Genomic DNA, 26024 nt, shown 5'->3' with positions numbered 1-26024 from the left:
CGATCCCATGACTGACCGACTTATGGCTGTAGCCGAACCGCGCGAGTTGCCTGATGCCGCGTACGAACCTGAACGATATTCTGATCTTCATGGCCGTCGTCGATGCCGGAAGCTTTATCGCCGGCGGCCAGGCCGTGGGCCTGTCGCGTTCGGCGGCAGGCAAGGCTGTCATCCGTCTGGAAGACCGGCTCGGCGTGCGCCTGCTCAACCGCACGACGAGGACGTTGAGCCTGACCGAAGAAGGCCGGATGTTTTACGAGCGCGGGCTGCGGATCCTTGTATCGGTCGACGAGGCGGAAGCAAGCGTTGCGGGGCAGGACAGCACGCCGCGAGGCGTTCTCCGGCTTACCGTTGACGATGCTTTCGGGCGGCTCGTCGTACTGCCTTTGCTTGAAAAATATCTTCGGGCCTGGCCCGACATCCAGGTCGAAGTGAGCTTCACCGATCGCCTGGCTGACATTGTCGAGGAAGGCTTCGATCTGGCGATCCGGATCGGCGCGACGGCGACGGACACCCGCCTGGTCTCACGGGTGATCGCCACCTATAAGGCGCGACTCTGCGCCTCCCCGTCCTACCTTGCCGAGCGCGGCGAGCCGCGCGATGTCGACGATCTCGCGGTCCACGACTGCCTGATCTCCGCCGGCCGCAATCAAAGGCAGGGCTGGCGCTTTCGCGGGGAAGGCGGCTCCTGGATCAAGGCGCGGGGCCGCAGCCGACTGAGGCTCGACAGCGGAGAGGCGATCCGCGACGCCGCCTTGGCGGGGCTGGGCATCGCACTGCTTCCCGATTTTCTCGTCACCGACGATCTCGCCGCCGGCCGCCTCCGGCAGATCCTGGCCGACTTCGAAACCGACGACGCAAAGATCGTGACGCTCTATCCCGACAAGCGCCTGCTGGAACCGCGTGTCCGCCGCTTCATCGATCTGATCGTCGAGGAGCTTGGGCGCGGCTAGAGCCTTTCCGGATTAGATTGAAGCATTCTGTTGGCTCAAACGGAGTCGGATGGTCGACCGGCCGGCGCGTGTCGTAGCCCGGCTCTACGGCCAAGCCGGCCGGTCGATCAGCCGGCCCGTTTCAGCCAACTTCAGGCGAGGCCCTGTCAAACCCGCGAAAGCTCTTCAGCGCCAGCGGCGCAAGCGTTGCCGCGAGATAGGCAATCCCCATCAGGAACAGCGCCGCGGCAAGGCCGAGCGTGCTGATCAGCGCGCCGCCGGCGAGGCCGCCGAAAGGGATGAGGGCGAAGCAGAGGGCGGTGTTCAATGCGGTGACGCGACCAGTCAGCGGCTTGGGGATACGCTCGAAGATGACCGCCGACAGGATCGGATTGAGGAAGCCCGACGCGAATCCTGCGATGGCGAGCGTCGCAAAGACGAGGCCGATGGGCGCGTCCAGCGCCGGAACGAGAAAGCGCGGAAAACCGGTCAGGAGGAAGGCCACCGTATAGACCATCAGTCGCGGCATGCGCTCGCCGATCGCCGCGGCAATCGCCGCGCCTGCGATCGAGGCGCCGGCGAAGGCGGCGAACATCGCACCGAGCAGCTCCGGGCCATGGCCGGCATCCCGTGTCCAGACCGGCAGCAGCACGGCATGATAGGCTTGGTCGAAGAGATTGGTAACTGCCACCATGGCGACGATGCTGACGAGCACCGCATCGCCGCGCAGAAAGCGCCAGCCTTCGCGCAGATCCTCGATATAGGAAGCCCGCTCAACCGGTCGAGTCTCGGGCGCGGGCGTGCGTCGCGTCTCGGGTATGCCAGCGGCAACGATCAGCGCGGCGGCGGCGAAAGTGGCGGCATTGACGAGCAGCGCCTGGCCGGGGCCGATCAGCCCGATCAAAGCGCCGGCGCCGGCCGCACCCGCCGTCGAGGCCAGCCGCTCGATGGCGCTCGCAACGCCGGTCACTCGTTCGAGCGGTACATTGGCGAGTGTGGCGATACCGGGAACCATCGCCTGCTTGGCCGCATCGGAGGGGCCGCGCAGCACGCCCATGGCAAAGACGAGCGGCAGCAGCACCGGCATGCCGAGCATGCCGAAGAGATCGAGAAGCGGCACCAGAGCGACCACGAGCACCGAGGCGGTGTCGCAGATGATGGCGATGCTCTTGGCGCCGGCGCGGTCGATCAGCGGTCCGCCGAGCGCCTTGGCGATAACATAGGGTAGCATCTCCATCATTGCCGTCAGGCCTGTCAGCACCGGGCTGCCCGTCGTGCTCAGCACCAGCCAGGGAATTGCGATGGTCGAAAGCCGCGTGCCGGAGAGCGAGAATGTCTCCGCAGCCGCGAGCGCCAGGAACGGCCCGCCCCGTCTCACTGCTTATCCTCACCTTCGCGATGCGGAACGCGGCCCGGATAGGGAAAGGCGTGCAACATGACATAGAAGGGAACCATGCCGGGAACCTGCGACACCGCCTCCCCGAGCGGCGGGGCCGCCCGCATCGCCTCCAGGATGATGTCGCTCAGCCGTTTTGTCAGGGCCTCAGCCTGTACCGCCGTCATCGGGATGATGATGTCGTCGGCAGCCGTCGCCTTGCGCCATTCAGCCGGCAGCTCGGCATATTCCTCCAGCGCCTGCTGCATCTGGCCGACCTGCAGCGAGAGTGCGGCCTGGTTGAAGGCGATGTCGAGATCGAGCGCCTCCCCTTCGGCCTCACTTGGCGGCACCGAGGTCAGCTCATGGCTGGCGCGCCACCAGCGGTCGCGCCGCGAGGCATGCGGCGCCTCCTCGATGAAGCCGTACTGAGCAAGCTGGCGCAGATGATAGCTCGTCGCGCCGCTGTTCAGGCCGAGCCGCGCGGCAAGCTGCGTCGCCGTGGCAGGCCCATCGATCCTGAGCATGCCGAGCATGCGCAGTCGGACAGGATGCGCCAGCGCCTTCAGCGCGGTCGGCTCGGGCACGACCCGGCTAACGGTGCGGGCAGCGGCGGCATCTGCGGCAGGTTTGGTGTGCGGATGTTTCATGCGCGAAGCATATAATCGCAAACATATCTTTGCAAAACTTTCTTTGCAAAAATTTGACTGCTGTGGAAGGCGCTCGAAAACCGGCTTCTGATCTAGCCAAGCATGACCACGCATTTTAAGACCGTCACCGTGATCGGCATGATGCGAGGGGCAAGAGGATGGCTGAGGAAGCGCAGAAAAACATCGGCACGTGGTATATCGATCCCGATGCCGAAGACAGGATGGCCGATGGACATGCGCCAATCTGGCGCCACCTGACCGACCTCATCGTCGAGCGAGACCTGACCGACAAGAGCGTGCTTGATTTCGGGTGCAATCAGGGCGGCCTGCTGCGACATCTCTATGCGATGCGCCCATTCCGCAAGGCGCTCGGCATCGACATCGCCGAAACCTCGATCGCCAAGGCAGAGACGCTGAAAGGCAACCTGCCGATCCAGCACCAGGTTGGCGGCCAACTGGAAGGCTGGGCTGAGGAATTCGATCTGGCCATCAGCCACGAGGTCATCTACCTCGTTCCCGATATCGACTCCCACGCCGCCGATATCTGGCGGGCGCTGAAGCCAGGCGGCGTCTATTATGCGGTGACGGGATGCCATACCGACAACCCGCTCTGGCCGAAATGGCGCGAGCTCGTCGCCAACCGTACGAATACTGTCGTTCAGGATCGATCGATCACTGATTATGGCCGCGCCTTCGAAAAGGCGGCCTTCGACGTCTCCGCCCGCAAGCTCGAATATGACGGCTTCATTCCCTTCGTCGCGGACGGCTGGACGCCGGACTTCGCCGATGCGCTGACCTACTATACCCAGACTAAAACCGTCTTCAGACTGGTGAAGCGCTAATCCCAGTTTCGGATCGTTGAAGCCTCATGAGCTCGACGTCGAAATGCGGCGGGCTGTCCGGAGCGACCTGGACGAAGCGGCCCCTGACGCGGAAGATTTGCTGGATCAGGTCGCATTCGGCCAGCTCGTGCGGTGCGCCGTCAAATCTGAGCTGTCCCTTTTCGAGCAGCGAGATGCGGTCACTGACGGCGATTGCCTGGTTGATGTCGTGGATCGCCATGATGACGGTGACGCCCTTTTCCCGGCTCAGACGATGCACCAAGTCAAGCACTTCGACCTGATAGCCGATATCGAGGAAGGACGTCGGCTCATCGAGCAACAGGATCTCCGCTTCCTGCGCAAGGGCGGCTGATATCCACGCCCTTTGCCGCTCGCCCCCGGACAGTTCCCGAAGGCTGCGATCGGCAAGTCCTGTAAGTCCGGTGCTTTCGAGCGCCCATTCGATCGCCATCTCGTCGCCGCTGTCATAGGAGCGGAACAGACCGACATGCGGATAGCGGCCCTGCCGGACGAGTTGGGCGACAGTCATCTCGTCCGGTGCGGCTGGCTGTTGCGGCAAGAATGCCAACCTCCTCGCCAGCATCCGCCGCGACATCGAGGTGACGGCAACGCCGTCCAGCGACGCCTTGCCCTCCGCCGGTTTGATCAGGCCTGCAAGCGCATGCAGCGCCGTGCTCTTGCCCGAGCCGTTCGGACCGATCAGCGCTCGAATCTCGCCCTTTTCAAGCGAAAGGCTGAAGCTGGTGAGAGCCTTTCGCTGGCCGTACATCACCGACAGGTCAGAGCAGGACAATGGCATTTTCGGCCTCACATGGTTTTGCGCAGCAGCGCGAGCAGAAGCGGCACGCCGAAAACAGCCGTCACCACCCCGATTGGGATTTCCTCCGCCTGTCCCAGCAGCCGGCCGGCGAGATCGCCGAGCGTAACGATGATGGCGCCGAGCACGATCGTCAGGGCAAGCGACAGGATGAAATTCCTCCCCGCCAAAAAGCGGGCGAGGTGCGGCACGATGAGTCCGACGAAGACGACCGGACCGACCGCGCCGACGGCGCTCGCCGCAAGTGCGCAAGACACGATCAGCACGAGCGTGAACTGCCGCCGATAGGCAAGTCCGAAGGACCGGGCAACAGGCGCATCGAATTGCAGCAGCATCAGCGGCCGGTAAATGGCCGGCAACATGGCCAGTCCGGCGATCGTGAACGGCAGCAGGAAGAGCGCGTGATCCCAGCTGCGGGCGTAAAGGCTGCCCGAAAGCCATTCGAGAATGATCTCGATGCGGGCCGACCCCCATCCGGCGATGAGGCCGATCGCCAGTGCATGCAGCACCGCGCCGACCGCCACACCGCAAAGCGTGATGCGCAGCGCACTCAAGCCGAGCCGAAAGGCCAGCAGATAGATGGCGCCGCCGGAGAGCATGCCGCCGGCGAGCCCGGCGGCGGGCAGCCATGCGACCGGCAGCTCGGCAAGCGTGTTCGAGCCGGGCTGGAAGATATAGACGGTGAACAGCAGGAAGATCGTGACGGAGAGCGTCGCCCCTTGCGACACACCCATCAGCGACGGGTCGGCAAGCGGATTGCGGGTGATGGTCTGTAACAGATATCCCGCCAGCGAAAAATGGATGCCAGCCAGAATGCCGGTGACGATGCGCGGAAGCCGGATATCGAGAATGATCGAACGCGATTCAGAGGATCCGCCGCCGGTCAGCACGGCTACAACATCCGCCATCGGAATATCGGCGACGCCGAGGAAGATCGCGGCGGCAAGCGACAAGACCGCCAATGCGGCGAGCGCGGCAACCATCCATGCGGCCGAGAAGCCAACCTTTGTCGAAACCGAAGCGGTCATCGCGTTTCACCCGCAAGGTTGAGCTGCCCGCGCTGGATGAGGTAAATGAAGACGGGACCGCCGAGCAGCGCGGTGATGATGCCGACCGGCAGCTCGCGCGGAATGGCGACACTGCGGGCGATAACGTCGGCGACCGTGACGATCAGCGCGCCGAGGGCGGCGGATAATCCGATCTCCCATCCCGTGCCCCGCGGTTTGAGCAGCCGGGCAATATGGGGAGCGGCAAGGCCGACGAAGGCGACCGGCCCGGCGACCGGCGCGACCCCCGCCACCGGGATGACGGCGAGAATGAGGATGAGCGGTTTCCACAGGCCGAGCTGAAGCCCCATGCCGGCCGCCGCATGATCGCTCAGCATGAACATGCCGATGACGCGCCGGAGAACGAGCGCACCGGCGACGCCGGCGACCGTCCAGGGCAGCATGTAGAGGAGGTGCGACCAGGTGCGCCCCTGGAAGCCGCCGGCCAGCCAGAAGAGCAGCGATGCCGATTGGGGCCCGGTTAGTAAAAGCACATAGGTGGTGATCGCGCCGAGGAAGAGCGAGACGCTGACGCCGCCTAGCGCAAGCTGCAGCGGCCGCCCCTGCCCGCCGCGCGACACCCAGAATGTCACCGAGGCAGCCGCGAGCCCGCCGGCAAGGCCGATGAAGGGATAATAGCCGGCCGAAAGCCAGGGCACGAACACGAAACAGCAGACGATCGGCGCGACCGCCCCCGATGTCACGCCGGTGATGCCGGGATCAGCCAGAGGATTGCGCGTCAGCGTCTGCAGCACGTAGCCGGAAACAGCAAGCCCCGCGCCGCCGGCAACGGCCGTCAGGCTGCGCGGCAGACGCAGCGTCCAAACAAGGATGGATTCGATCTTCCCATCGGGTGCGAGGAGCACGCGGACCGCCGTCTCGATCGAAATCGGCTTTGCGCCGACCAGCAATCCGAGCATCACGGCCAGCATGGAAGCAACGACGATGAGCCCTATGGCCAGGAACGATTGCCGGGGGCTCATCGCAGGTCTTTTCCTGAGCTTTAGTTCTGTAGTTCGGCGGGGATCAGCTTGGCGGCCTCCGCTTTGACATCAATGGCCGGGAACGTATCGGGATAGAGATAATGTGCCGCCTCGCGCAGGACGATTTCGCGGGCGATCGGGCCGTTGGTCTCGACCCACTGGTCGCCGACATAGAAGACCCGGTTGTTCTTGACCGCCGACAGCTGCGACCAGATCGGATTGCTCTCATGCGGGCGATCCGGGCCGGAATCATAGATGAAGATGACCTCGGGATCCTTCTCCAGCATGGTTTCGAGGCTGAGATCGATGCCGAATTCACCACCTGGGCTCTTCGGCCCCGGAATATTGTCACCGCCGATTGCGGCGACGATCGAAGCCGAGGTATTTTCCGTGTGGAAGGCGAAAGGTGTTGCGCCACCCCACATGATCAGGAAGCGGGGATGAACATCCTTCGGCGCCTTGGCTGCGTACTCTGCAAGATGCTTGCGGAAATCGGCATTCAGCTGCTCGCCGCGTTCGGGCTTGCCGAGCAGCATCGAAAGCGCGGCGGTTTCGCTGTAGCTCTCTTCGAGCAGTTCCATATTGTAAGCGACATAGGGGGCGATGTTCTGCAGCTGCGCCGCGTTGCCGACGGTATAGCGGCGGATCGCGATGATCAGGTCCGGCTTGGCTTCGGAAAGAAGTTCCAGATTGGGTTTGGCACGCTGGCCGATCTGCTTCATCCCGGAGGTCAGGCCGAGCAGGAAATCGGGTTCGCGGCCCGCCGTCATATAGGTGCTCGCAACGGGCTTGATGCCGAGCGCCAGCGCGACGTCATCGGCGAAATAGGAAATCGAGGCAATGCGCTTCGGCTGCGCCGGGACTTCGACGGTGACGCCGCGGTCGTCAACGATCGAGTCTTTCTTGCCCTCTTCGGCCCGAGCGGCCCCTGCCATCAGAATTGCAGACAGACCCAGAGCAGAGAAAAACGTGCGTGTGTATCGAGCCATGCGTGAAACCTCCCGTGCGATGTGCGGACAGGCTTTAGCTAAAAAAGCGGAGTTTCACAATCATGATTTTGCGGTGCGATTTCCCGGGTGGACAAATCGCAACTGGAAGAAACCGTTGCATATCCAACTCCATCGGGCAGTGTCCTGTTGACGGCTCAATCCGCCGGCAGCGTGAACACCGCACAAGGGTCGGCAATGCCGCGCAAGGTATGCTCTCCGAGCGGCGTCAGCGCCGTCGCCGTATTCGCTGCCACCGCGCCCGAGATCAGCACGCTTCGGCCGAGCGGCTTGCAGAGCCCTTCCAGCCGGCTGACCAGATTGACGGCGGGGCCGATGGCGGTGAAATCCAGCCGGTCGGCCGCGCCGATATTGCCCCACAGGATTTCGCCGAAATGCAATGCTGCGCCGAAGGGCAGCGGCGCCAGCCCCTGCGCCAGGCGTATCTGGTCGAGATGGGCCATGCCGGCACGGCTCGCGGCAACCGCGCGAAGGGCGGCCTCGCAGGCCTCGCGATCCCCTCGGCCAGCGTCTGCCTCGACCGACCCAGCCGTGACCGGAAAGATCGCCAGCACACCGTCGCCCATGAATTTCAGCACCTCGCCGCCGAAGGCGTGCACGGCGCCTGCCACACGATCGAACCAAGCGTCCAATGTGGCGATCATTGCGTGCGGCTCGGTCACCTCCGAAAGCGCGGTGAAATCGCGCAGATCGGCGCAGAGAAGAGCGGCACGGATGGTCTCGCCGGTGCCGCGGGCAAGCTCGCCGGCCTGCACCCGGGCGGCACTACGCCGGCCGAGATAGGCTTCGAGCAGAGCTGCCCGCGCCTCCCGCGCCGCGAGTGCTGCGAGTGGTGCGGCGGCAAAACGCGCAACCTCGCGCAGCCGGTCGGCGTCGGCCGGAGCGAATGCGCCCGACCCTGCCCGGTTGTCGATACCCGCCCAGTCGAGCATGGGACTATCCTGCGAAGGCCCTATTCGCTCCTCCCATACCGGCCCGAGCGCGGTCAGCCAGTCGCGCCCGGCCTCGCTCTGCGGAGCCGCGGCAAAGGCCAGCGCCTCGATGACAGCACCGGTCTCGGCCCGCCATAGCCAGGTGCGCCGTGCAATGATCGGATGCGGCACCGAAAGCGTCAGCGTGCCGCCGGAAAGCGGCAGTCCGTCGGCCAGCAGCCGGCGCCCGAGTTCGGCCAGAAACCGTTCGGGACCAGGCGAGGCTCCGGCCTCATCAACCAGCCAGGCAAGGGGAGACGGCAGATCCATCGCTTAACATCGCACGCCCACGTGGACATCCGCAAGGACATCCCCGGGTGATCGTGGGGACGTTTCCAGCGACTCGGCCTGTCGCCCGCAAAGGCCGTCCGCATCGGCTGTCGAAAACCATTCGGCGTGGTGGAAAACAAAAAATAAACACTTTAAACTTGCGCGACTTTGATTCCACTATAGGGTCGTTCGTCATCGTGTGATTGAGGGGTGCGATGGGCACGATATTCTGGCCGAAAGATCCGCTGGATGGGAATGACATGACGCTGCTGACGTCGATCCTTAGGCGATGGTGCGAAAGACATCAGGTCGAGCTGACGGCGGAGGAGAGCAGCCGCAAGGCGAAGGAACTCGTCGAATGGTTCGAATTCGGCGTCAAGGACCCGGTCGAGCTCGAGGAGCTGATCGACGACAAGTACTGGCTCGTCAGCAGGATCTGACCGTATCGGACAAATCGGGAGGACGCTGCCGGTCAGCGTCGTGAAGCTGTCTCATCAGAAAAGGCCGGGCGAAAATCGCCCCGGCCTTCGTCCATCTCCAACTAAGCAAGACCCTTAGTCATCATCCCGCCAACGGCGGTCGCGATCCCAGCGCCGCTCATGGCGCCAGCGCGGACCATCCCAATCCCGGTGACGCCGCTCCCAGCCCCAGCGGGGCGGGCCACCGTAGAAAGCTACCGGCGGTGGGCGGCGCCAGTTTCGTCGGCATTCGCCCCAGCGCGTCAGATGCCAGCCGCGACCGCAGGCGTAGTCGACCTTTGTGACATTGCTCTGGACATTGATTGTCCCCATCGGCATCGCCTGCGCTGTGCCGAACGAGAGGCTGCCAGCGAGCAAGGCAGCCGCGATAGAAAGTGCCTTCATCGAGAACTCCATTTCAATCCAGCCGTCCACACCTTATGACCGCCAAATTGAACTGGAGATGAACTGCGCGTTCATGTTTGCGGGAGAAAAAGAAGCGCTTCCGCACGGCTGGTCCGAGCGCTCGCCGACCGCTGTTGTCGCAACGGCAAGCGCTTCAGAACCGCCCCGCCGCCCGCAAAAAATTGTTCATGTCCTGCCGTAAAAAGGATCGGGACCCGGATCCCCCCCGGCGGCGACCTCGGTCAGCCGTCCGAGATAATGTGCCCAGCCTTCCGCATGGCCGGCGCATTGCTCGGCGCTCGGCAGGCCGCTGTGGGTGAGCCGCAGCAGCGTTCCGCCCCCCTGCTCGATCAGGTCGATCTCGACTAGGCTCGACCCCGGCGGCACCACCTCGCTGCCGTCCCAGCCGAAGCTGTAGGCAAGGCGATGAACCGGCACCACCTCGCGAAACGAGCCGCGCGCAAAGCGCGCGCCGGTAACGTTGACGAGATAGAGCCCGCCGGGCTGCGGCTCGACCTGCGCTTCCGTTCCCATCCAGCGCAGGATCTTTTCCGGGTCGGTCATCAACGCGAACACCGCAGCCGGCGGCGCCGCGATATGCGCCTCGCGGTGGACGACAAAGGGGTCTTGCATCTCTCTCTCCCATGGTTTCCACGGCCCTGCCCGTCTCCGGTGGAGACGGCGCAGCCTGTCTTGCCGTGCTATTCTGACGTGAATATCCTCACGCACAGCATGTAGGCGCAAGCCCATCCTCCGCAAGAGGGCTTGCCCGTCGCGATCGACCAACAAGCGAAATCGCCGGGTCGGGAGCGCTGATGCTGCATTGGCCGCCAAGCATTTCGACCTATTGCCAGCCCGTCACCTTCCCCCTATTGTTCGCGCCGTTCTCAGGGCGGGGTGCAAGTCCCTACCGGCGGTATGCAATTTAGATTGCGAGCCCGCGAGCGCCTTCTCAGGAAGGGTCAGCAGATCAGGTGAGATGCCTGAGCCGACGGTCATAGTCCGGATGAAAGAGAACGTGCGTTCCTGCCGCCCTGCGGCTGTCGGGGACGTTCGTGATCGCCTTGGGTGATGTGTCTGTTCGCCAAAGGAGATTACCATGACACCCACCCGCTATGCCTTCGTCAAAGCCAGCTGGCACGCCGATATCGTCGACCGCGCCCTAGATGGCTTCCATCAGCTTATTCCGCCCGAGCAGATCGATGTGTTCGATGTTCCCGGCGCATTCGAAATGCCGCTGCTGTCGCGCGATCTTGCGGCAACCGGACGCTATGCCGCTGTCGTTGCCGCCGCCTTCGTCGTCGACGGCGGAATCTACCGCCACGAATTCGTCGCCCAGGCCGTCGTCGATGGGCTGATGCGCGCCGGCATGGATACCGGTGTGCCGGTGCTGTCGGTTTCGCTGACGCCGCATCAGTATCAGGAAACCGAGCACCACAAACAGATCTACCGCGCACATTTCGTCGAGAAAGGGCGCGAGGCAGCAAAGGCGGCTCTGACGATCGGCAAAACCCGCGCCGCTCTCGCCGCGTAAGAACTTCCTGCACGCCGGCTCGACGAGCCGCAGGACGACAGACGAAGGTGGCGGGGATCCGACCCCGCCGCCTCACGGACGACATGCCCTCACCAACCGCACGAATCGAGAGCGACGCGCCGTGTGTCGCAGCGGACTCCGCCAATACCGGCCAAATCAGACAGAATAATTGATTCGACGACCCCACCGCGCCGTGGTCAACTTGACCGTCACGTGTCCGCAATTCTCAAGACATCCAGAACCCAAGGAGCTTAAGATGAGCAATGCACTGCGCAGCGAACCCCCCATTGAGACCCCGAGAACACAGCCCGTCGATACCAAGCTCGAGGTGGTCGTCATCCCCGTTTCCGACGTCGACCGCGCCAAACGTTTTTATGACGACCTGGGCTGGCGGCTCGACGCCGACTTCGCCAATGATGCCGACTTTCGGGTGATCCAGTTTACGCCGCCGGGCTCCGGCTGCGCGATCATCTTCGGCAAGAACGTCACCGCCGCCGCCCCCGGCTCCGCTCAGGGGCTCTATCTTATCGTCTCCGACATCGAGGCCGCCCGCCGCGACTTGATCGCCCGCGGCGTCGAGGTCAGCGAAGTCTTCCATGATGCAGCCGGCGTCTATGCCGGCAAGGACGAACCCTATCTGTTCGGGCGGCTCCGCATTGCCGGCCGCGATCCCGATCACCGCAGCTACCGCTCCTTTGCCTCCTTCAAGGATCCCGATGGCAACGGCTGGCTGTTTCAGGAAGTCACCACGCGCCTGCCGGGACGCATCGACGCCGACGGGACGACATTCACGACGTCGACCGATCTCGCATCAGCCATGCGCCGTGCGGCGACCGCGCACGGCGAACACGAGAAACGGAACGGCGGCAAACACGACGAGAACTGGCCGGACTGGTACGCCGAATACATGGTCAGCGAACAGGCCGGCAAGCAGCTGCCCCTATAGGCAAGAGCGGCGGCGTCACGTAGACGGTGACATCATTTGAGAAGCGTCTCGGCGGGCAACGGCGCGGTGCTTTATCGCGCCTTCTTGGCACACAGCGGTCACCATACCATCGAGCCAGTCCCGCTGCCGTTGATCGTCGAACTGGGCGTGGCACTGGCCAGCTCCTTGCCGGCTTGGCGATCTGCGTCTCCTCAGTCAGGCCCGAGCGAGGCCACCCGACAGATCTTCGAGAAGCCAAACTTTAGATATCGAGCCATTAGACATCGACGGCGGCTGGATCTCAACCGCCATACCACATCCGCCGCAGCAGGTGATCGCCGCGGACGAACTGGTGATAGAGCGCGGCGCCCGCATGGAAGACCAGCAGGCCGACAAGCAGGAAGGCACCGAACCCATGCGGGCCACGCGGCGGATAGGCGGTGAAATCAGGAAGTGTGGCGCCGGCTGCCCCGAAGACGGCGGGAGCAGCATCGCTGAGGATCATCATTCCGATACCGCTGGCAACCATGCCAAGAATGAAAATGTAGAAGGCGACGTGAACAAAGACCGCCAGCCGCTCCTGCCAGCGAGGCGATGCCTGCACCGGCGCAGGCTTGCGATCGAAACGCCACCACCAGACAATGCGAAGAGCCGTCAGAAGCAGGACGACGATCGCCACCGGAATGTGGAAGCGCAGCAGCCCTGCCTTGGTCGCGGCATCCATGGCGTTGGCGGCCCGGAAGCCGGAGCCGAGCAGCGCCAGGATCAGAATCGCACTCAACCAGTGGATCGAGACCGCTATTGCGCCATAGCGGTCAGGCCTGCTCTTCAACATCTCCATGTCCTTCCAGTTTGCTGCGCAGCGCCTTCATGACGGCATGCGTGGTTTCGAGATCCTCGACCTGAAGCCCTTCCGAGAGCATGTCGACCCAGGGAGCCTGCAGGCGCATGGCGGTTTCGTATGCCTGTTTTCCCTTGTCCGTCAGCACGACGAGCTGTGCCCGCCGGTGGTGCGGGTTGGGCTGGAACGCCAGAAGCCCTTCCTTCTCCAGATCGTTGACGATGCGCTGGACGTTCTGGCGGTTGGCCCCCATGTCGCGTGCCAGCCACGCAACCGGCTGTGGCCGGCCTGCTGTGACGACGGTGCCGAGAACTTGCCAGCGGGCGCTGGTCAGGCCGAGCCCGTCGACAAGCTTGTCGCCCGCGTTGATCATCCGGTTGTTGAGCCGGAAGAGATCCAGAATGAGGTCGGTCAAGGCTGTTCCAGCCGGGGTCCGTCGGGGTTCTCGCATTTGTCACCATATAGCTATATTGACATCATAGTGTCAAATTGAATATGTATCGTATCACCAGATTGACATCATGTAACCAAACCAGATGGAGTCGACCATGTCGCTCATGCGCCCGATGGACCCCGCCTTCCCGATCGATCGCCAAATCGCGATCGATGCCTCCGCGATCATCCTCATCAACCTCTTCACGCTCGACAAGGCCGACGAGCAGGCCTTCCTTGATGCCTGGCAGGCCGATGCGGCTTTCATGAAACGGCAGCCGGGCTTCATCTCGACCCAGATGCATCGAGCCATCGGCGAAAGTCCCGCTTATCTCAATTATGCCGTCTGGGAATCGACCGCCGATTTCCGGGCGGCATTTTCGCATCCGGAGTTTCGGGCGAAGCTCTCGGTCTATCCGTCATCGGCGGTCGCCTCCCCGCATCTCTTCCAGAAGGTTGCGGTGCCGGGCATCTGTGTGGCGTAAGCAAAGCGACCGGCGCCGACCCCTTGAGCGTCGGGATGATCTCGGCCTCCGGCTCGCCGGAAGCCGTCATTGCGATGCGGGAGACATCTGCGACGTCATCCAATCGGAAAATGCGAGCATGGCCGCTGTTGGCGGCCTCGATTGCAGTCGGGTCAGCCAATAGCTCCCCAACGATATGGTCGTAGGAAAAGGTTGTCTTATAGCCCCCGAGGATAGATGTCTTGAAAACATCGACGGCGGCGCCAGAGCGATCCCCAGTCCTTGTAGGGCCGCCTCCATCATGGCGAGGGAAGAGTCGAAGACGATACCGGCGTTTATCTGTGCCGCCGGCGGAACGTTCGCTGCCGCAAACCACGTGCTCCATTCGTCCGCCCTGTAGCTCCGCAAAAGCGTCGCCTCGACCAGGTCTGCAGGCGACCTTAAACGCTCGGCCAATTTGGGCGTGCACAGAGGAGTGAGCGGAGCGTCGAACAGACGCAGTGCCTCTGTGCCATGCCAGGAACCGCTTCCGAAGCGAATGGCAAAGTCCAGCCCCTCGGCCGCCATATCGACGCGATTATTGTTTGTCGAAATGCGCACATCGATGAACGGGTGCTGCCGTTGAAAATCCGAAAGCCTTGGCAACAACCAGCCGACGGCAAACGTCCCGACCACGCCCAGGAACAGCAATTCCCGAACCTGCCCGGCTTCAATCCGGTCCAGCGTGATCGCCATCTGATCGAAGGAATTGGTCAGGGTCGGCAAAAGAGCTTCGCCTTCTGCGGTGATTTTCAAGCCTCTTGGAAGACGCTGAAAAAGCGCAGCCCCCAATCGCTTCTCCAGGCTTTTGACCTGCTGGCTGACAGCCGCCTGGGTAACACAAAGCTCGATCGCGGCCCGGGTGAAGCTGAGATGTCTTGCCGATGCTTCGAAAGCCCTCAGGCCATTTAAAGGGAGGAATTGCCGAACCATCTTAGCCCTAGATTTTCTTGGATCTCCTCCGAGATATCATCGTTTGCCGCCACAAAACAGTGCCGTTAAATGCCGTTCCCATGCGCTTTTGCGCTGATGAAAAGCTGCCTGCGGAGGATGAAAATGAATCGTAGTTGGATAAAAACTCTATCGGCCACCTTGGTCTCGACATGCATTTCCACAAGCGGCTTTGCGGCCGACGAGATGAAACTGAAAGCCATCTCGGACGCCGCGATAAAACCAATCATCGATAAATACGGCATTCCGGGCTTGGCCGTCGCCATCGCCGTTGACGGAAAGGACCACATCTTCAACTACGGTGTCGAGTCGAAGGACACAGGCAGGCCCGTCACCTCGGCGACCATGTTCGAACTGGGATCGATCAGCAAAACGTTTACAGTCACCCTCACCTCTTACGCGGACGTGACCGGCCGGCTTTCGCTGTCGGACAAGGCAAGCAAATATCTTCCGGCTATGAAAGGAAGACCCTTCGGCGATGTCGCGCTGATGAATTTGGGCACGCACACGGCTGGCGGATTTCCGCTGCAAGTTCCCGATGAAGTCAAAACCGAAAAACAGCTGATGGAGTATTTCGCAGGCTGGAAACCATCACATGCCGGCGGAACGCACCGAACATACGCCAATCCAAGCATCGGCGCGCTCGGATATATAACGGCAAAAAGCATGGGCAAAGACTTCGCAGCTCTTATGGAAGACCAATTGTTTGCTTCTCTCGGGTTGACGAGCACGTATATCAATGTGCCGAAATCGAAAATGGCCGACTATGCCCAAGGCTACAAGCGAAGCGGCGAGCCGGCTCGGATGACACCCGCCACTCTTTCGTCCGAGGCCTATGGAGTAAAATCCACAGCAGGCGATATGATCCGGTTCATCGAGGCGAACATGGGACTGGTCGAATTGGACGATAAGCTCCGGCAGGCGATCACCAATACGCACAGGGGATACTTCGATGTCGGCGCGATGACCCAGGACCTTATTTGGGAACAGTATTCCTATCCCGCGACATTGACGACGTTGATGGACAACAATTCCAGCGCGATGCTCAAGACCATTCCCGTCAAGCAACTGATGCCCGCAATGAAACCGCGCGACGATGTGTGGATCAATAAAACCGGCTCAACGAATGGTTTCGCCGCATATGTCGCGTTCGTCCCGAAAGAGCGGCTCGGCATCGTCATTCTGGCCAACAAAAACTATCCCAACGAGGACCGTGTCTCCGCCGCTTACCAAATACTGACTGATATAACTTCGGCGCGTTGATCCAGAGCATGATGCCGAAAAGTGTGCGCGGTTTTCGGACGACATCATGCTCTAACTATGTAATTCAGAACAGGATGATTTTAGGCCGACCCGGCCTAAAATCATCCTGTTCTGGCATCAACGGTCGAAAATATCACGCCACTGCTTCTCACCAATCAGGCAGTCGGCACCCGTCTCGGCGCCGGCTGTTTTCTGCACCGTCGCCGGCGGGGAAACGCCGCTGATCTCCAGCACCAGCTTACGGCGCACGGCAACGGCGAAATCCTCGATTTTGCGGACCGGCAGCACGAAGGCGCCGGGACCGCCGATCACGCAATCCGCATAATATTTATCGAGCCCGTTGGGCGCATCGGAGGGCCGCAGCATGATGGCGAGGCCATTGATGATCATGCCGGCTTCCACCGCCTTGTCGCGGGCGGGGGTGACGGGATCGCCGGAATTGTTCGGCCCGTCGCCGGAGACATCGATCACCTGCCGCCTGGACTGAAAGGGACTGGAAACGATCATGCTGGCGCCCTGGACGATCGCGGTGGAGATCGATGTGCGCCGCTGCGTGGCAATCGGCCGGGCTTCGAGCTTGTCGGCAAAAGTGATCGCATCCTCTTCCGTCTCGATCACCTGCCAGTCGATGACGGAATCCTGGACGACATAGCCGGCCCATTCGAAATAGCTGATGGCGATGCGGCCGGTCAGCCCGCCCTTGACCGCGTCGATGAATTCCTTGTGCTTGAGCGCTTCGACATAACCCTCGCGCTGGATGCCGATCTCCTCGAAGTCCATCGACCGCGAGGTGTCGACGGCAAGCACGAGGGTCACATCGACCTCGCTTCCCGCCGCTTGCACGATGGGGACGAGGCCGGAAAGACCTATAAGCACCGCAAGTGTCGTCAGCATTGGTATTCCGATCCCTGCGCCATCCAAGCCGGCGAACTCTAACACAGCTTGGCCGAGGGAGGACGCTCGCCCACGCGCACGGCTTCAATTTTCGGTGATGGAATTGGAAGCCTTCAATGCAAGGGAAGCCACAAGGGGGTCTTCCATGCTTTCAGCGCCTCGAGAAAGACCAGCAATCGGGAGGGCAGGAAGCGGCGCGTGGGATAGACGGCGTGCACGAAAATTTCCTCGGACGACCAGTCCGGCAGCAGGCGGACAAGTTCGCCTCTTCTGATCTGTTCGTCGCAATAAGTCGAAGGCAGCAGGCCGATGCCGTGTCCGCGATAGGTAAAGGCGCTCACCGCATCGAAATCCCGGCTCGATACCGGCCCCGACACATGCAAGCGAACCGATTTGCGACCGCTCACGAGATGCCATTCCGCCTCGCCGTTGCGGCCGTTCAAGAGCACGCACTGATGGTCCTTCAGGTCTTCGGGCTTCAAAGGAAGCACCCTGCCCTTCAGATAGTCCGGTGCGGCGACCAGATAGCGCACGCTCTTGCCGAGCCGCTGCGCCACGATGGAAGAATCCTTAAGTTCGCCGAAGCGAATGCCGAGATCGACATTCTCGGCGACCAGATCGAGAAACAGGTTGGTGACGAAGAGATCGACCTGGATATTGGGATAGGTCTTCAGGAAGGATGAGATGAATTCGTAGAAGACCTCCTGCCCGAAGATGACGGGCACGGAGATCTTCAGCAGACCTTCCGGTTTTCTCTGTGTCTCGGTGAGTGCCTGCTCGGCGTCGACGAGATGGGCGAGCGGTTCGCTGCACCTGTCGTAATAGGCCCGGCCCTGCGCAGTCAGGCTCAATTTGCGGGTCGTCCGCTGGATGAGCGTCACGCCGAGCTGCTCCTCCAGCGACGTCACCTTCCGGCTGACGGTCGATACCGGCATGCCGAGGGAATGGGCAGCACGGCTGAAGCTGCCGTATTGCGCCACCTTCACGAAAACGGCGATGTCGTTCAGATCGGCCACGCGATCATTTTTGCATGGATGCAAAAGAGAATCCATATATTTCCATCTAATCGGGTAATGGAGTTTTCGCCATATTCACCTTGCGAAAACAACCACAACCCGATGGAGGCGCATTCGCAGCAGCCCCATCTCGAGCGACCCCGCCTTTGCAACCGCAAGGCCCGCGTTGCCCGAACCAGATTATGGAGATCAGCATGACTACGAGAAAAACAGTCATCGTCACGGGCGCCTCCCAGGGTATCGGAGCCGGCCTCGTCAACGCCTTCATCCAGCGCGACTACAATGTCGTCGCCACCTCGCGCCAGGTCAGCGCTTCGGAGGCTTTCCAAGCCTCGGACAGGCTGGCGCTTATCGACGGCGACATTGGCGATGCCGAAACCGCAGCGCGGGTGGCAAGGACCGCAATCGATCGCTTCGGCTCGATCGACGCGCTCGTCAACAATGCCGGCATTTTCCTAGCCAAGCCGTTCGTCGAGTTCACGATGGCCGACTTCGAGAAATTGTCCTCGACCAATCTCGAAGGCTTCATTCATCTGACGCAACAGGTCGTCAGGCAGATGCTCGCGCAGAAAACCGGCGGCAGTGTCGTCAGCATCACCACGCCATTGACCGACCATCCGATCGCCGGCTTCTCCGCCTCAGTTTCGATGATGACAAAGGGCGGCATCAACGCGATTTCCAAGAACCTGGCGATGGAATATGCGAACGAGAAAATTCGCTTCAATATCGTCGCTCCGGGTGTTGTGGACACGCCGTTGCACAAGGACAATCCGAAGGACTTCCTGAGCACGCTGTCGCCGATGGCAGGCATTTCCAACGTCGAGGAGATCGCCGATGCCGTCGTCTTCCTCACCGAAGCGCCGCGCATAACCGGGGAGGTGCTGCACGTCGACGGCGGCGCACATCTGGGCAAATGGTAGGCCATGCGAAAGCTGAGGCAGCCGGCGCGGAACGGCGGCTGCAGGACCTCGGCCTCGCCCTTCCCCCACCGCCGACGCCCTTGGGCGCCTATGTCGAGGCGGTCAGAACCGGCAAGCTGGTCTTCTTCAGCGGTATGCTGCCGGTCGTCGACCGCAAGCCCCGCTATATCGGCCGCGTCGGCGGCGCGCTGACGGCCGAAGACGGCAGGAAGGCCGCCGAGACAGCGACCCTTAGCGCCCTTGCGGCCGCCAGGGAATATCTCGGCTCGCTGGACAGGGTGGCAAAGGTCGTCAAGCTCGGCGTCTACATCGCCACCGAAGGCGATTTTCGCGACCACCCAAAGGTCGCCGACGGGGCATCCGAAATGCTGCTCCAGGTCTTCGGCGAAGACAAACTCTCCGGCCGTATCGTCCTCGGCGTGGCCAGCCTGCCGTTAGGCGTGCCGATCGAGCTCGAGCTCGTTCTCGAGATCGAAGATTGAACCGGCGGGCGCGCCTCGGCGCGCCCTGCATTCTTGGCCGCGCCTGCGATCGGCGCATTCGCTGGTTCGCCGCTTACTCCCTCACAAAGCAATCAACAGCAGCACATAGGCGATCACGCTTACCATCAGCCCACGAAACGCGAAGGTGACGCAGCGGTATTTGTTGCGGGCGATGGCCGAAAGAATGTTGGCGTTTTCGAGATATTGGTCGAAGAGGTAGCGCTCGTCACGGCGAAGCGCGGCCTCGAAGAACATATCGCGATGATCAGGCCAGGCGCCCCAGAATAGCGAGGTTGAGGTGCCGAGACGCCGCGGCAGCACGACAAGAATCGCCGACAGGATCGAGAAGACCGAGGCTGAGGCAAGCAGGCCGGAAAAGAGCATGCTGCCCGGTGTGCCGCCGGTGTAACGCGTCAGGCTGAACACGGCCCTCACCTCGCTGGAGCTCACCAGAAAGGCGAGCATGAAAGTAAAGATATAGGCGGCCTTTTGGTCGGATATCTTGATCTGATCATAAAATATGTCGTTGATTTTCTTGATATGATCGAAATACTCGGTGCTGACGTCCCCGCTTGAGGGCTTGCTCAGCATAACCTCAGTGGCATTTTCAAATTCACTCACCTGAATACTCCATACCCCAAAGTGTTTCCCTGATATTACACTTGACGACGAAAGCAAGAACACGTGTGCAACATACTTGACTTTTCCACTCTACACGGACAAAGGGGAAGCGGGGTATGGGGTCGAGGACATGCGGGGTTATTCCAGTAACATCTGTCGCGTCGGGATGGCGCTGGCGTTTGCCGTGCCCGGTTTCGGGCTGCCGGCGATGGCCGATCCCGTGCCGCGCGCTACGCCGGTCGCCGGCTCCGTCATCGCCCGCAAGATCGGCGAGGAAGTCCGCTTCATCGACGTGTCGAACTGGCGCGTCGTCGACATCAATCAGGATCTTTTGACCGGCGACGTGCTGCGCACCAACGCCAACGGCCAGCTCGCCATCGTCTTTTCCGATCACACCCAGGTCCGCCTCGGCCGCAATTCCTCGCTGCAGGTCAAGAAGATGGCTGCCGCCGGCGATACGGTGCTCAATCTCCAATCCGGCACCATCTGGGCACGCGCCGAGCGTGGCGGCCAGGGCCTGACGGTGGAAACACCGGCCGCCGCCGCCGCCATCCGCGGCACCGACTGGACCATGACCGTCGAGGGCGCCAAAACCTCGATGATCGTGCTCGAAGGCCGCGTAGCGCTCAGCAACCCGCAGGGCAGCGTCGAGGTGAACGAGGGCGAAGGGGCGGTCGCGACCATCGGCCAGGCGCCGAGCAAGATCATCAGCGTCAATCCTGACGACCGCGAACAGATGCTCTTCTATCTGGACTTGCGCGACGGCTTCGACCTGATGCCGACTTCGCCGCTGCGGGCCGACCGCATGGCGACCGAACGCCGCCGCCTGTTAGGGCTGCCGCCGGAGCGCCGCACCACCGAAGATTGGCTGGAACTTGCCGAAGTGCAGAGCGCCTTCGACGGACGCCAGGCTGCAGCCGCAACGCTGCAGAATATCCGTGGCCGCAAACTGACGACAGCCCAGCAGGCGCGCGTCGACCTGATCGACGCCACCATCGCCGGCTCGGAAAAGCGTTATGGCGATGCCGCCAGGCTCTTCCAGAAGGCCCTGCCGCATCTCGACCCGACACGCCGCAACATGGCCCAATATGGCGGCTATTTCGCCCGTTCGCTGGCCGACCCCGCCCATGCCGAACCGCCGCCGGCCAACACCACCGGCCCCTATGGCGCGATCATGGAGGCCTATACGACAGGCTTCCTGAAAAATCCGCGCGCAGCGCTCGAGATCATTAAGAAAGCGGAGCAGCGCTATCCCGATGATCCGACCCTGCCGGCGGTTCGCGCCCAGTTGGCGGAGCTCACCGACGACCGTGAGCAGATGAAGGAAGCGATAGAGCGCTCGCTGTCGCTCGATCCAGATCATCCGATGGCGCTCTCAGCCCGTGCAGGCTACAAGGCAAGCTATGAAAGCGATATCAACGGCGCGCTCGCGGACCTGAACCGCGCCATCGCTCTTGCCCCCGGCGCATCAGGCACGCTGAATTCTCTCGGCCTGCTGCAGAGCTCGCGCGATGCCAATAGCGAAGCGGAAAAGGCCTTCAAGAAGGCGATCGAGCTCGATCCGCAGGACCCGTTGCTGCGCGCGAATCTCTCGATCCTTTATCTCGATCAGGGGCGCATGAAGGAGGCCAAGCGCGAAATCGACACCGCGATCGCTCTCGATCCATCCTTCGATCACGCCCTGCTTGCTCGCGGCCGCTATTACCTGCAGACCGGCGAGCGCGACAAGGCGCTGGCAGATCTGCTCGCCGCCAGCACCGCCAATCCCGCGCATTCGCAATCGCAGTTCATGCTTGCGGCCGCTCATTACGAAAAGGGCGACCGGCTTCCCTCCGAGCAGGCGCTCGACAATGCCAACCGGCTCGACGATGACGATCCTGTTATCTCGTCCTTCCGCACCGCGATCGATATCGACGATTATGATTCAGACGGCGCGATCCGCAACGCGCAGGAATTCCTGCGCCGCTCGCGCGCCCGCGGCGGCGATTACAGCGGCCTCGGCGCCAATGCGAGCGCCGGTTCGACACTGAACGACGCCTTCCGCCTGCAAGGATTGGATGCCTGGGGCCGCTATTACGGCGATGCCGTCTTCGATCCCTTCAACGGCACGGGTTATATCGATCAGTCGATCAAGGGCAGCATCTTTCCTTTCGTCAACGCGACCAGCTTCAGCGACGACAATATCATCCAGAACCGCGGCAACGCGTCGAGCTACTCATCCTTCATCCAGGGCCTGCTGCTTTCGCCGCACATGCTTTCCGGCCGCTCACGCTCGGTAACGCTGTTTGATGTGCCCTTCATCGAAGGCTCGCTCGGCGGCGGCATCAACAGTGTCGACGGCCATACGAGGCGTATCGGCGAGGCCGAAATCCAGGGCTATTCCAACGAAACCATTCCGCTCAGCTTCTACGGCAACCTGACCTGGGAAGAACTGGCCCTCGACGGGGATTATCGCGACTTTGGCGGCTTCGAGACCGAAAACAAGATCGTCGGCGGCAATGGCTACCTGACGGCAACGGTAACGCCGGACGATCGCGTAGTGGCCTATGTCAACCATGCCAAGAACGATGGCACGCTGAACGCGCTGTCGGCCGGCTCAGCACTGACGGACTTCCTCAACCTGCTAGGCGCTGGGGTACCGACTGAAATCTCTTCGCAATACAGTTATAGGCGCAATGTCAGCGAGACGACCAATGCCGGCCTCGGCTGGAGCCATACTTTCAGCTACGAGAATATATTGAACGGCGCCCTCCTCTATTCGGAAAGCAAGTCGCGGACTTCCACCTCCCTTCAGGTCGACGATGCGCCGGTTCTTGGCCTGCGTGACCCCGACATTATTCCGTTCTTGGACGGGACCGAGGAGCTGTCCTCGAAAACCTATATCGGCGCTCTCAGCCATTCCATCGGCAGCGGACCACTTACCTGGCGGTACGGCATCGAAGGCGGCTGGATCGATGCCAGCACGACCACTTTCTCTCGCCTTCATGAACTCTTTCCGCGCTTCCCGGTCCTCCCTGAGACCACTAGCGGCCCGGATACATTCGGCAACCGCGTCAATATCGGCCGCGCCTATATAGACGTGCTGCACGAGATCACGCCCAATCTCAAGGGCGAATATGCTCTCTTCGGCACGCGTATGGAAGGCGATGGCGTCGATGTCAGCCGGTTCGAGCCGCGCTTCGGCCTTGCCTGGTCACCCGTCCAGAACCATTGGCTGCGCGCCGCCTTCATGCGCCAGAGCCTCGACACCGGCGTACCCACTCTTGCCCCGATTGGCATCCTCGGCTTGCAGGCCAACCAGTATTCGGTGGGCGTCGATGGCTATACCGACACGGCGGCGCTGCAATGGGATGCCGAGTGGACGGACCGTTTCTTCACCTCGGTCGAATACCAGCACCAGGAACTGCATGATTTCTCGATCGACTTTCCGCTGATCTCGCTTCCGGCGGCCGACAGCCTGCCGCTGTCGCGCGGCAGCATCGACCGCGCCGCCGTGACTGCCAACGTCGCGCTCGGCTACGGTTTCGGCCTTTCCGCCACCTACGCCTATATGGAATCGGAGAACAAGGACCCGCTGGAGCCGAATTATGGCGGTTCGCTGCCGTTCATCCCGAAGAATTCCGGCCAGATCGCACTGACCTGGGTCAATGAAGCCAAGGTCAAGGCGACGGTGGCGGCCAATTATATCGGCGAGCGCGACGGCGACGATCTCGGCACGAAACTCGACGATTACTGGAGCCTCGACGCCCATCTGGTCTGGGAACCGTTCGACAAGCGCATCGAGCTGGAAGCAGCCGCCTATAACCTGCTCGACGAGGACTTCGAGATCACCCCCGGCGTGCCCGGCTGGGGCCGCGCTTTCAAGGGCACGCTCAAAGTTCGCTTCTGATGCGGCCGCAGGAGAAGTCGCGGCAGGCAGGGCAGACCAGGAGCCGCCATCTCAGGCTGCTCGTGCTGTCGCTGACGACGCTGATCGCCATCTCTTTTCTATCGCGCCTGCCCGCCTGGTCGCTGCTGGAGCTCCGAAGCTTCGACTATCTCTCGACAGTCGACGATCCCCGTCCGCCGCCCGGCGGGCCTGTCATCGTCGCGATCGACGAACCCTCGCTTGCCGATATCAATGCGCAATGGCCCTGGCCGCGCAGCCTGCATGCCGAGCTCATCAGCCAGCTGCGCGCCGCCGGCGCCCGCGTCATCGGCCTCGACATCATCATGGCCGAACCCTCGAACCCCGATAATGACGCAGCCATCACCAAAGCCGTCGGCCCCGATACCGTGCTTGCCGGCGACGAAACGCTGATCGAAACGCCGCAGGCCTCGCAGCTGATCCGCGCCACACCCCTGCCGCAGCTGACCGAAGCGGGTGCCGTCACCGGCATCGCCTCCGTCGAACTCAGCGGCGACGGCACCTTCCGGCGCATCCCGGGCTATGAGGACGGCTTTGCCGCCATGCTAGCCAAAGTCTCCGGAGTGGCCCCCGAGACCCTGCCGGCCGGTCAGCTGATCCAATCCTTCGGCCCGGCCCGCTCCTATCCTACCGTCTCCTATTACCAGGCGCTCGATCCCGCAAATCTGCTGCCGCCGGACTATTTCAAGAACCGGATCGTGCTCGTCGGCCTCAGCCTGCAGAATGCCCCTGTGATCAACAAGGGGGGCGTCGATGCCTTCGCCACGCCCTATACCGTCCACACCGGCACGCTGACATCAGGCGTCGAGATCCAGGCGACGATCTACGACAATATCCGCAACGGCCTGTCAATCGCGGAAGCCCGCCTGCCTGTTGTCGCCGTCTGCATCCTGATATCGGTGCTGCTCGCCGCCGCCACCGTCTGGCGCTCGACGGGATGGCTGACGATCGTGACCAGCGCAGCCGCCCTTCTCGCCTTCGCGGCCATCAGTTTTTCCGGCATGCGGCTTGCCCATATCTTCGTCTCGCCGCTCGGGCCGACGGTCGCCTATATCTCGGTCGTCTTCGGCCAAGCCGCCTTCGACTACGCCGAAGAGCGCCGCAACAAGCGCCAGATCATCCGCGCCTTCGCCCAATATATCTCGCCCGATCTCGTCCGGCGCCTGTCGCAGGATCCCTCACAGCTGAAGCTCGGCGGCGAGCGGCGCACGCTGTCGGTGTTGTTTTCCGATGTGCGTGGGTTCACCACCATCGCCGAGGCCTTGAAGGATGATCCGGAGCAGCTGACCGGCCTGATCAACCGGCTGCTAACGCCGCTCTCCGACGTGGTTATGGACCATGGCGGGACGATCGACAAATATATGGGCGATTGCATCATGGCCTTCTGGAACGCGCCGCTTGACGATCCCGATCATGCCCTGCACGCCGTCAAAGCCTCGCTCGCCATGCAGGCGGCGATATCGAGCCTGAACCACGAGCTGGAGCGAGAGGCAGCGATGCGCGGCGGCAAGCCCCACGTCTTGAAGATGGGCGTCGGCATCAACACCGGCGAATGCATCGTCGGCAACATGGGCTCGACCCGCCGCTTCGACTATTCCTGCCTCGGCGACAGCGTCAACCTCGCCTCCCGCCTCGAGGGCGCCTCGAAGAATTATGGCGTGACGCTGCTGCTCGGCGAGGAGACCGCAAGGCTGGTCGCCGGCACCTATACGGTCGTCGAGCTCGATCGCATCATCGTCAAAGGTCGCACCGTGCCTTCGCCGGTCTATACCGTCGTGCACAAGGCGGAAGCCGAAGCCCTTGCCGCCCACCAGGCCTTCATCGCGGCGAAATACGCAGGCACGCTTGCGCCATCCGACCCCACCTTCGACAGGCTGGCCGCCGATATCCCCGAGCTCGCCCCCTATTACGCGATCGTCCGCGAGGCGCTGGCCGAGTCCGGCGAGGAATGACCGAGCAGAATGCAGGCAACGTAAATC

At 62.3% G+C, this 26024-nt stretch carries 26 protein-coding genes and 1 riboswitch; of the genes, 11 read left to right on the top strand and 15 right to left on the bottom strand.

Annotation, left to right across the window (positions count from 1 at the left end; genetic code table 11):
* The first annotated feature begins 53 nt into the window (after nucleotides 1-53).
* Nucleotides 54-953, top strand: coding sequence for a LysR family transcriptional regulator (locus HFO71_RS03420; RefSeq protein ID WP_168259888.1), 900 nt, complete (start codon nucleotides 54-56; stop codon nucleotides 951-953).
* A gap of 121 nt (nucleotides 954-1074) precedes the next feature.
* Here HFO71_RS03420 and HFO71_RS03415 read toward each other — a convergent pair whose 3' ends face one another.
* Both HFO71_RS03415 and HFO71_RS03410 read right to left on the bottom strand, forming a co-directional pair.
* Nucleotides 1075-2310 carry an MFS transporter gene (locus HFO71_RS03415; RefSeq protein ID WP_168257927.1) on the bottom strand — a complete coding sequence of 412 codons (1236 nt, stop codon included), beginning with the start codon at nucleotides 2308-2310 and terminating at the stop codon, nucleotides 1075-1077.
* Complete coding sequence (locus HFO71_RS03410) at nucleotides 2307-2957, bottom strand: ArsR/SmtB family transcription factor (protein ID WP_077978664.1); 651 nt, start codon at nucleotides 2955-2957, stop codon at nucleotides 2307-2309. The genes HFO71_RS03415 and HFO71_RS03410 overlap by 4 nt, the downstream gene beginning before the upstream one ends.
* A gap of 158 nt (nucleotides 2958-3115) precedes the next feature.
* Here HFO71_RS03410 and HFO71_RS03405 point away from each other — a divergent pair, with 158 nt between their 5' ends.
* Entirely contained in the window at nucleotides 3116-3799 is a 684-nt protein-coding gene (locus HFO71_RS03405) for a class I SAM-dependent methyltransferase (protein ID WP_168259890.1), read from the top strand.
* Here HFO71_RS03405 and HFO71_RS03400 read toward each other — a convergent pair.
* From HFO71_RS03400 to HFO71_RS03380, 5 genes are all read right to left on the bottom strand, one after another.
* Nucleotides 3780-4598 carry an ABC transporter ATP-binding protein gene (locus HFO71_RS03400; RefSeq protein WP_077978666.1) on the bottom strand — a complete coding sequence of 273 codons (819 nt, stop codon included), beginning with the start codon at nucleotides 4596-4598 and terminating at the stop codon, nucleotides 3780-3782. The two genes, HFO71_RS03405 and HFO71_RS03400, sit on opposite strands and share 20 nt — an antisense overlap.
* Nucleotides 4599-4606: 8 nt before the next feature.
* On the bottom strand, nucleotides 4607-5644 hold the full coding sequence (locus HFO71_RS03395; protein ID WP_077978667.1) for a FecCD family ABC transporter permease: 1038 nt from the start codon (nucleotides 5642-5644) through the stop codon (nucleotides 4607-4609).
* Complete coding sequence (locus HFO71_RS03390) at nucleotides 5641-6645, bottom strand: FecCD family ABC transporter permease (RefSeq protein ID WP_077978668.1); 1005 nt, start codon at nucleotides 6643-6645, stop codon at nucleotides 5641-5643. The genes HFO71_RS03395 and HFO71_RS03390 overlap by 4 nt, the downstream gene beginning before the upstream one ends.
* A gap of 20 nt (nucleotides 6646-6665) precedes the next feature.
* Nucleotides 6666-7634, bottom strand: coding sequence for an ABC transporter substrate-binding protein (locus tag HFO71_RS03385; RefSeq protein ID WP_206987781.1), 969 nt, complete (start codon nucleotides 7632-7634; stop codon nucleotides 6666-6668).
* A gap of 155 nt (nucleotides 7635-7789) precedes the next feature.
* Nucleotides 7790-8893 (bottom strand): adenylate/guanylate cyclase domain-containing protein, encoded by a 1104-nt coding sequence (locus tag HFO71_RS03380; protein WP_168259893.1) that lies wholly within the window; start codon nucleotides 8891-8893, stop codon nucleotides 7790-7792.
* Nucleotides 8894-9108: 215 nt separating this feature from the next.
* Here HFO71_RS03380 and HFO71_RS03375 point away from each other — a divergent pair, with 215 nt between their 5' ends.
* Nucleotides 9109-9333, top strand: a complete 225-nt coding sequence (locus HFO71_RS03375; RefSeq protein WP_017961130.1) for a hypothetical protein — start codon at nucleotides 9109-9111, stop codon at nucleotides 9331-9333.
* 114 nt (nucleotides 9334-9447) lie between these two features.
* Here the strand turns inward: HFO71_RS03375 and HFO71_RS03370 are convergent, their stop codons facing one another.
* Both HFO71_RS03370 and HFO71_RS03365 read right to left on the bottom strand, forming a co-directional pair.
* Nucleotides 9448-9756: a GCG_CRPN prefix-to-repeats domain-containing protein gene (locus HFO71_RS03370; protein WP_077978671.1), complete on the bottom strand. Its 309-nt coding sequence runs from the start codon at nucleotides 9754-9756 to the stop codon at nucleotides 9448-9450.
* A gap of 186 nt (nucleotides 9757-9942) precedes the next feature.
* Nucleotides 9943-10389 carry an SRPBCC family protein gene (locus HFO71_RS03365; protein WP_020050677.1) on the bottom strand — a complete coding sequence of 149 codons (447 nt, stop codon included), beginning with the start codon at nucleotides 10387-10389 and terminating at the stop codon, nucleotides 9943-9945.
* Between the two features lie 246 nt (nucleotides 10390-10635).
* Nucleotides 10636-10778: riboswitch (FMN riboswitch) on the top strand.
* A gap of 77 nt (nucleotides 10779-10855) precedes the next feature.
* On the opposite strand from HFO71_RS03365, the gene HFO71_RS03360 reads away from it, so the two are divergent.
* Complete coding sequence (locus tag HFO71_RS03360; RefSeq protein ID WP_077978672.1) at nucleotides 10856-11290, top strand: 6,7-dimethyl-8-ribityllumazine synthase; 435 nt, start codon at nucleotides 10856-10858, stop codon at nucleotides 11288-11290.
* A 256-nt stretch (nucleotides 11291-11546) separates the two neighbouring features.
* Nucleotides 11547-12236, top strand: coding sequence for a VOC family protein (locus HFO71_RS03355; protein WP_168259894.1), 690 nt, complete (start codon nucleotides 11547-11549; stop codon nucleotides 12234-12236).
* Nucleotides 12237-12516: 280 nt separating this feature from the next.
* On the opposite strand, the gene HFO71_RS03350 is transcribed toward HFO71_RS03355, so the two are convergent.
* On the bottom strand, nucleotides 12517-13050 hold the full coding sequence (locus HFO71_RS03350; protein WP_168259895.1) for a cytochrome b: 534 nt from the start codon (nucleotides 13048-13050) through the stop codon (nucleotides 12517-12519).
* On the bottom strand, nucleotides 13031-13507 hold the full coding sequence (locus HFO71_RS03345) for a MarR family winged helix-turn-helix transcriptional regulator (protein ID WP_168259896.1): 477 nt from the start codon (nucleotides 13505-13507) through the stop codon (nucleotides 13031-13033). The genes HFO71_RS03350 and HFO71_RS03345 overlap by 20 nt, the downstream gene beginning before the upstream one ends.
* A gap of 97 nt (nucleotides 13508-13604) precedes the next feature.
* Between HFO71_RS03345 and HFO71_RS03340 the strand changes: the two genes are divergently transcribed.
* Nucleotides 13605-13973, top strand: a complete 369-nt coding sequence (locus HFO71_RS03340) for an antibiotic biosynthesis monooxygenase family protein (RefSeq protein ID WP_206118420.1) — start codon at nucleotides 13605-13607, stop codon at nucleotides 13971-13973.
* Nucleotides 13974-14039: 66 nt separating this feature from the next.
* On the opposite strand, the gene HFO71_RS03335 is transcribed toward HFO71_RS03340, so the two are convergent.
* Nucleotides 14040-14924: a LysR family transcriptional regulator gene (locus HFO71_RS03335; protein WP_168259898.1), complete on the bottom strand. Its 885-nt coding sequence runs from the start codon at nucleotides 14922-14924 to the stop codon at nucleotides 14040-14042.
* Between the two features lie 123 nt (nucleotides 14925-15047).
* Between HFO71_RS03335 and ampC the strand changes: the two genes are divergently transcribed.
* The gene (ampC, locus tag HFO71_RS03330) at nucleotides 15048-16205 is read left to right on the top strand and encodes a class C beta-lactamase (protein ID WP_168259899.1); all 1158 of its coding nucleotides are present in this window, start codon (nucleotides 15048-15050) and stop codon (nucleotides 16203-16205) included.
* Between the two features lie 117 nt (nucleotides 16206-16322).
* On the opposite strand, the gene HFO71_RS03325 is transcribed toward ampC, so the two are convergent.
* A complete protein-coding gene (locus tag HFO71_RS03325; protein WP_168259900.1) occupies nucleotides 16323-17099 on the bottom strand; it encodes a DUF1194 domain-containing protein in 777 nt (258 codons plus the stop codon).
* 113 nt (nucleotides 17100-17212) lie between these two features.
* A complete protein-coding gene (locus tag HFO71_RS03320; RefSeq protein WP_168259901.1) occupies nucleotides 17213-18115 on the bottom strand; it encodes a LysR family transcriptional regulator in 903 nt (300 codons plus the stop codon).
* A gap of 194 nt (nucleotides 18116-18309) precedes the next feature.
* Here HFO71_RS03320 and HFO71_RS03315 point away from each other — a divergent pair, with 194 nt between their 5' ends.
* Complete coding sequence (locus tag HFO71_RS03315; protein ID WP_168259902.1) at nucleotides 18310-19035, top strand: SDR family NAD(P)-dependent oxidoreductase; 726 nt, start codon at nucleotides 18310-18312, stop codon at nucleotides 19033-19035.
* The gene (locus HFO71_RS03310; protein ID WP_168259903.1) at nucleotides 19029-19517 is read left to right on the top strand and encodes a RidA family protein; all 489 of its coding nucleotides are present in this window, start codon (nucleotides 19029-19031) and stop codon (nucleotides 19515-19517) included. Before HFO71_RS03315 ends, HFO71_RS03310 begins: the two co-directional genes overlap by 7 nt.
* Nucleotides 19518-19598: 81 nt before the next feature.
* On the opposite strand, the gene HFO71_RS03305 is transcribed toward HFO71_RS03310, so the two are convergent.
* Nucleotides 19599-20138: a Pycsar system effector family protein gene (locus HFO71_RS03305; protein ID WP_077978680.1), complete on the bottom strand. Its 540-nt coding sequence runs from the start codon at nucleotides 20136-20138 to the stop codon at nucleotides 19599-19601.
* A gap of 130 nt (nucleotides 20139-20268) precedes the next feature.
* On the opposite strand from HFO71_RS03305, the gene HFO71_RS03300 reads away from it, so the two are divergent.
* Nucleotides 20269-24027, top strand: coding sequence for a FecR domain-containing protein (locus HFO71_RS03300; protein WP_221987524.1), 3759 nt, complete (start codon nucleotides 20269-20271; stop codon nucleotides 24025-24027).
* Nucleotides 24027-25997, top strand: a complete 1971-nt coding sequence (locus tag HFO71_RS03295; protein ID WP_221987523.1) for a CHASE2 domain-containing protein — start codon at nucleotides 24027-24029, stop codon at nucleotides 25995-25997. Before HFO71_RS03300 ends, HFO71_RS03295 begins: the two co-directional genes overlap by 1 nt.
* Nucleotides 25998-26024 lie beyond the last annotated feature (27 nt).

Origin of the sequence: Rhizobium laguerreae, assembly GCF_019778565.1 — a bacterium.
GTDB classification, from domain to species: Bacteria; Pseudomonadota; Alphaproteobacteria; order Rhizobiales; family Rhizobiaceae; genus Rhizobium; species Rhizobium laguerreae.
This window is presented reverse-complemented; position numbering and strand designations above follow the sequence as displayed.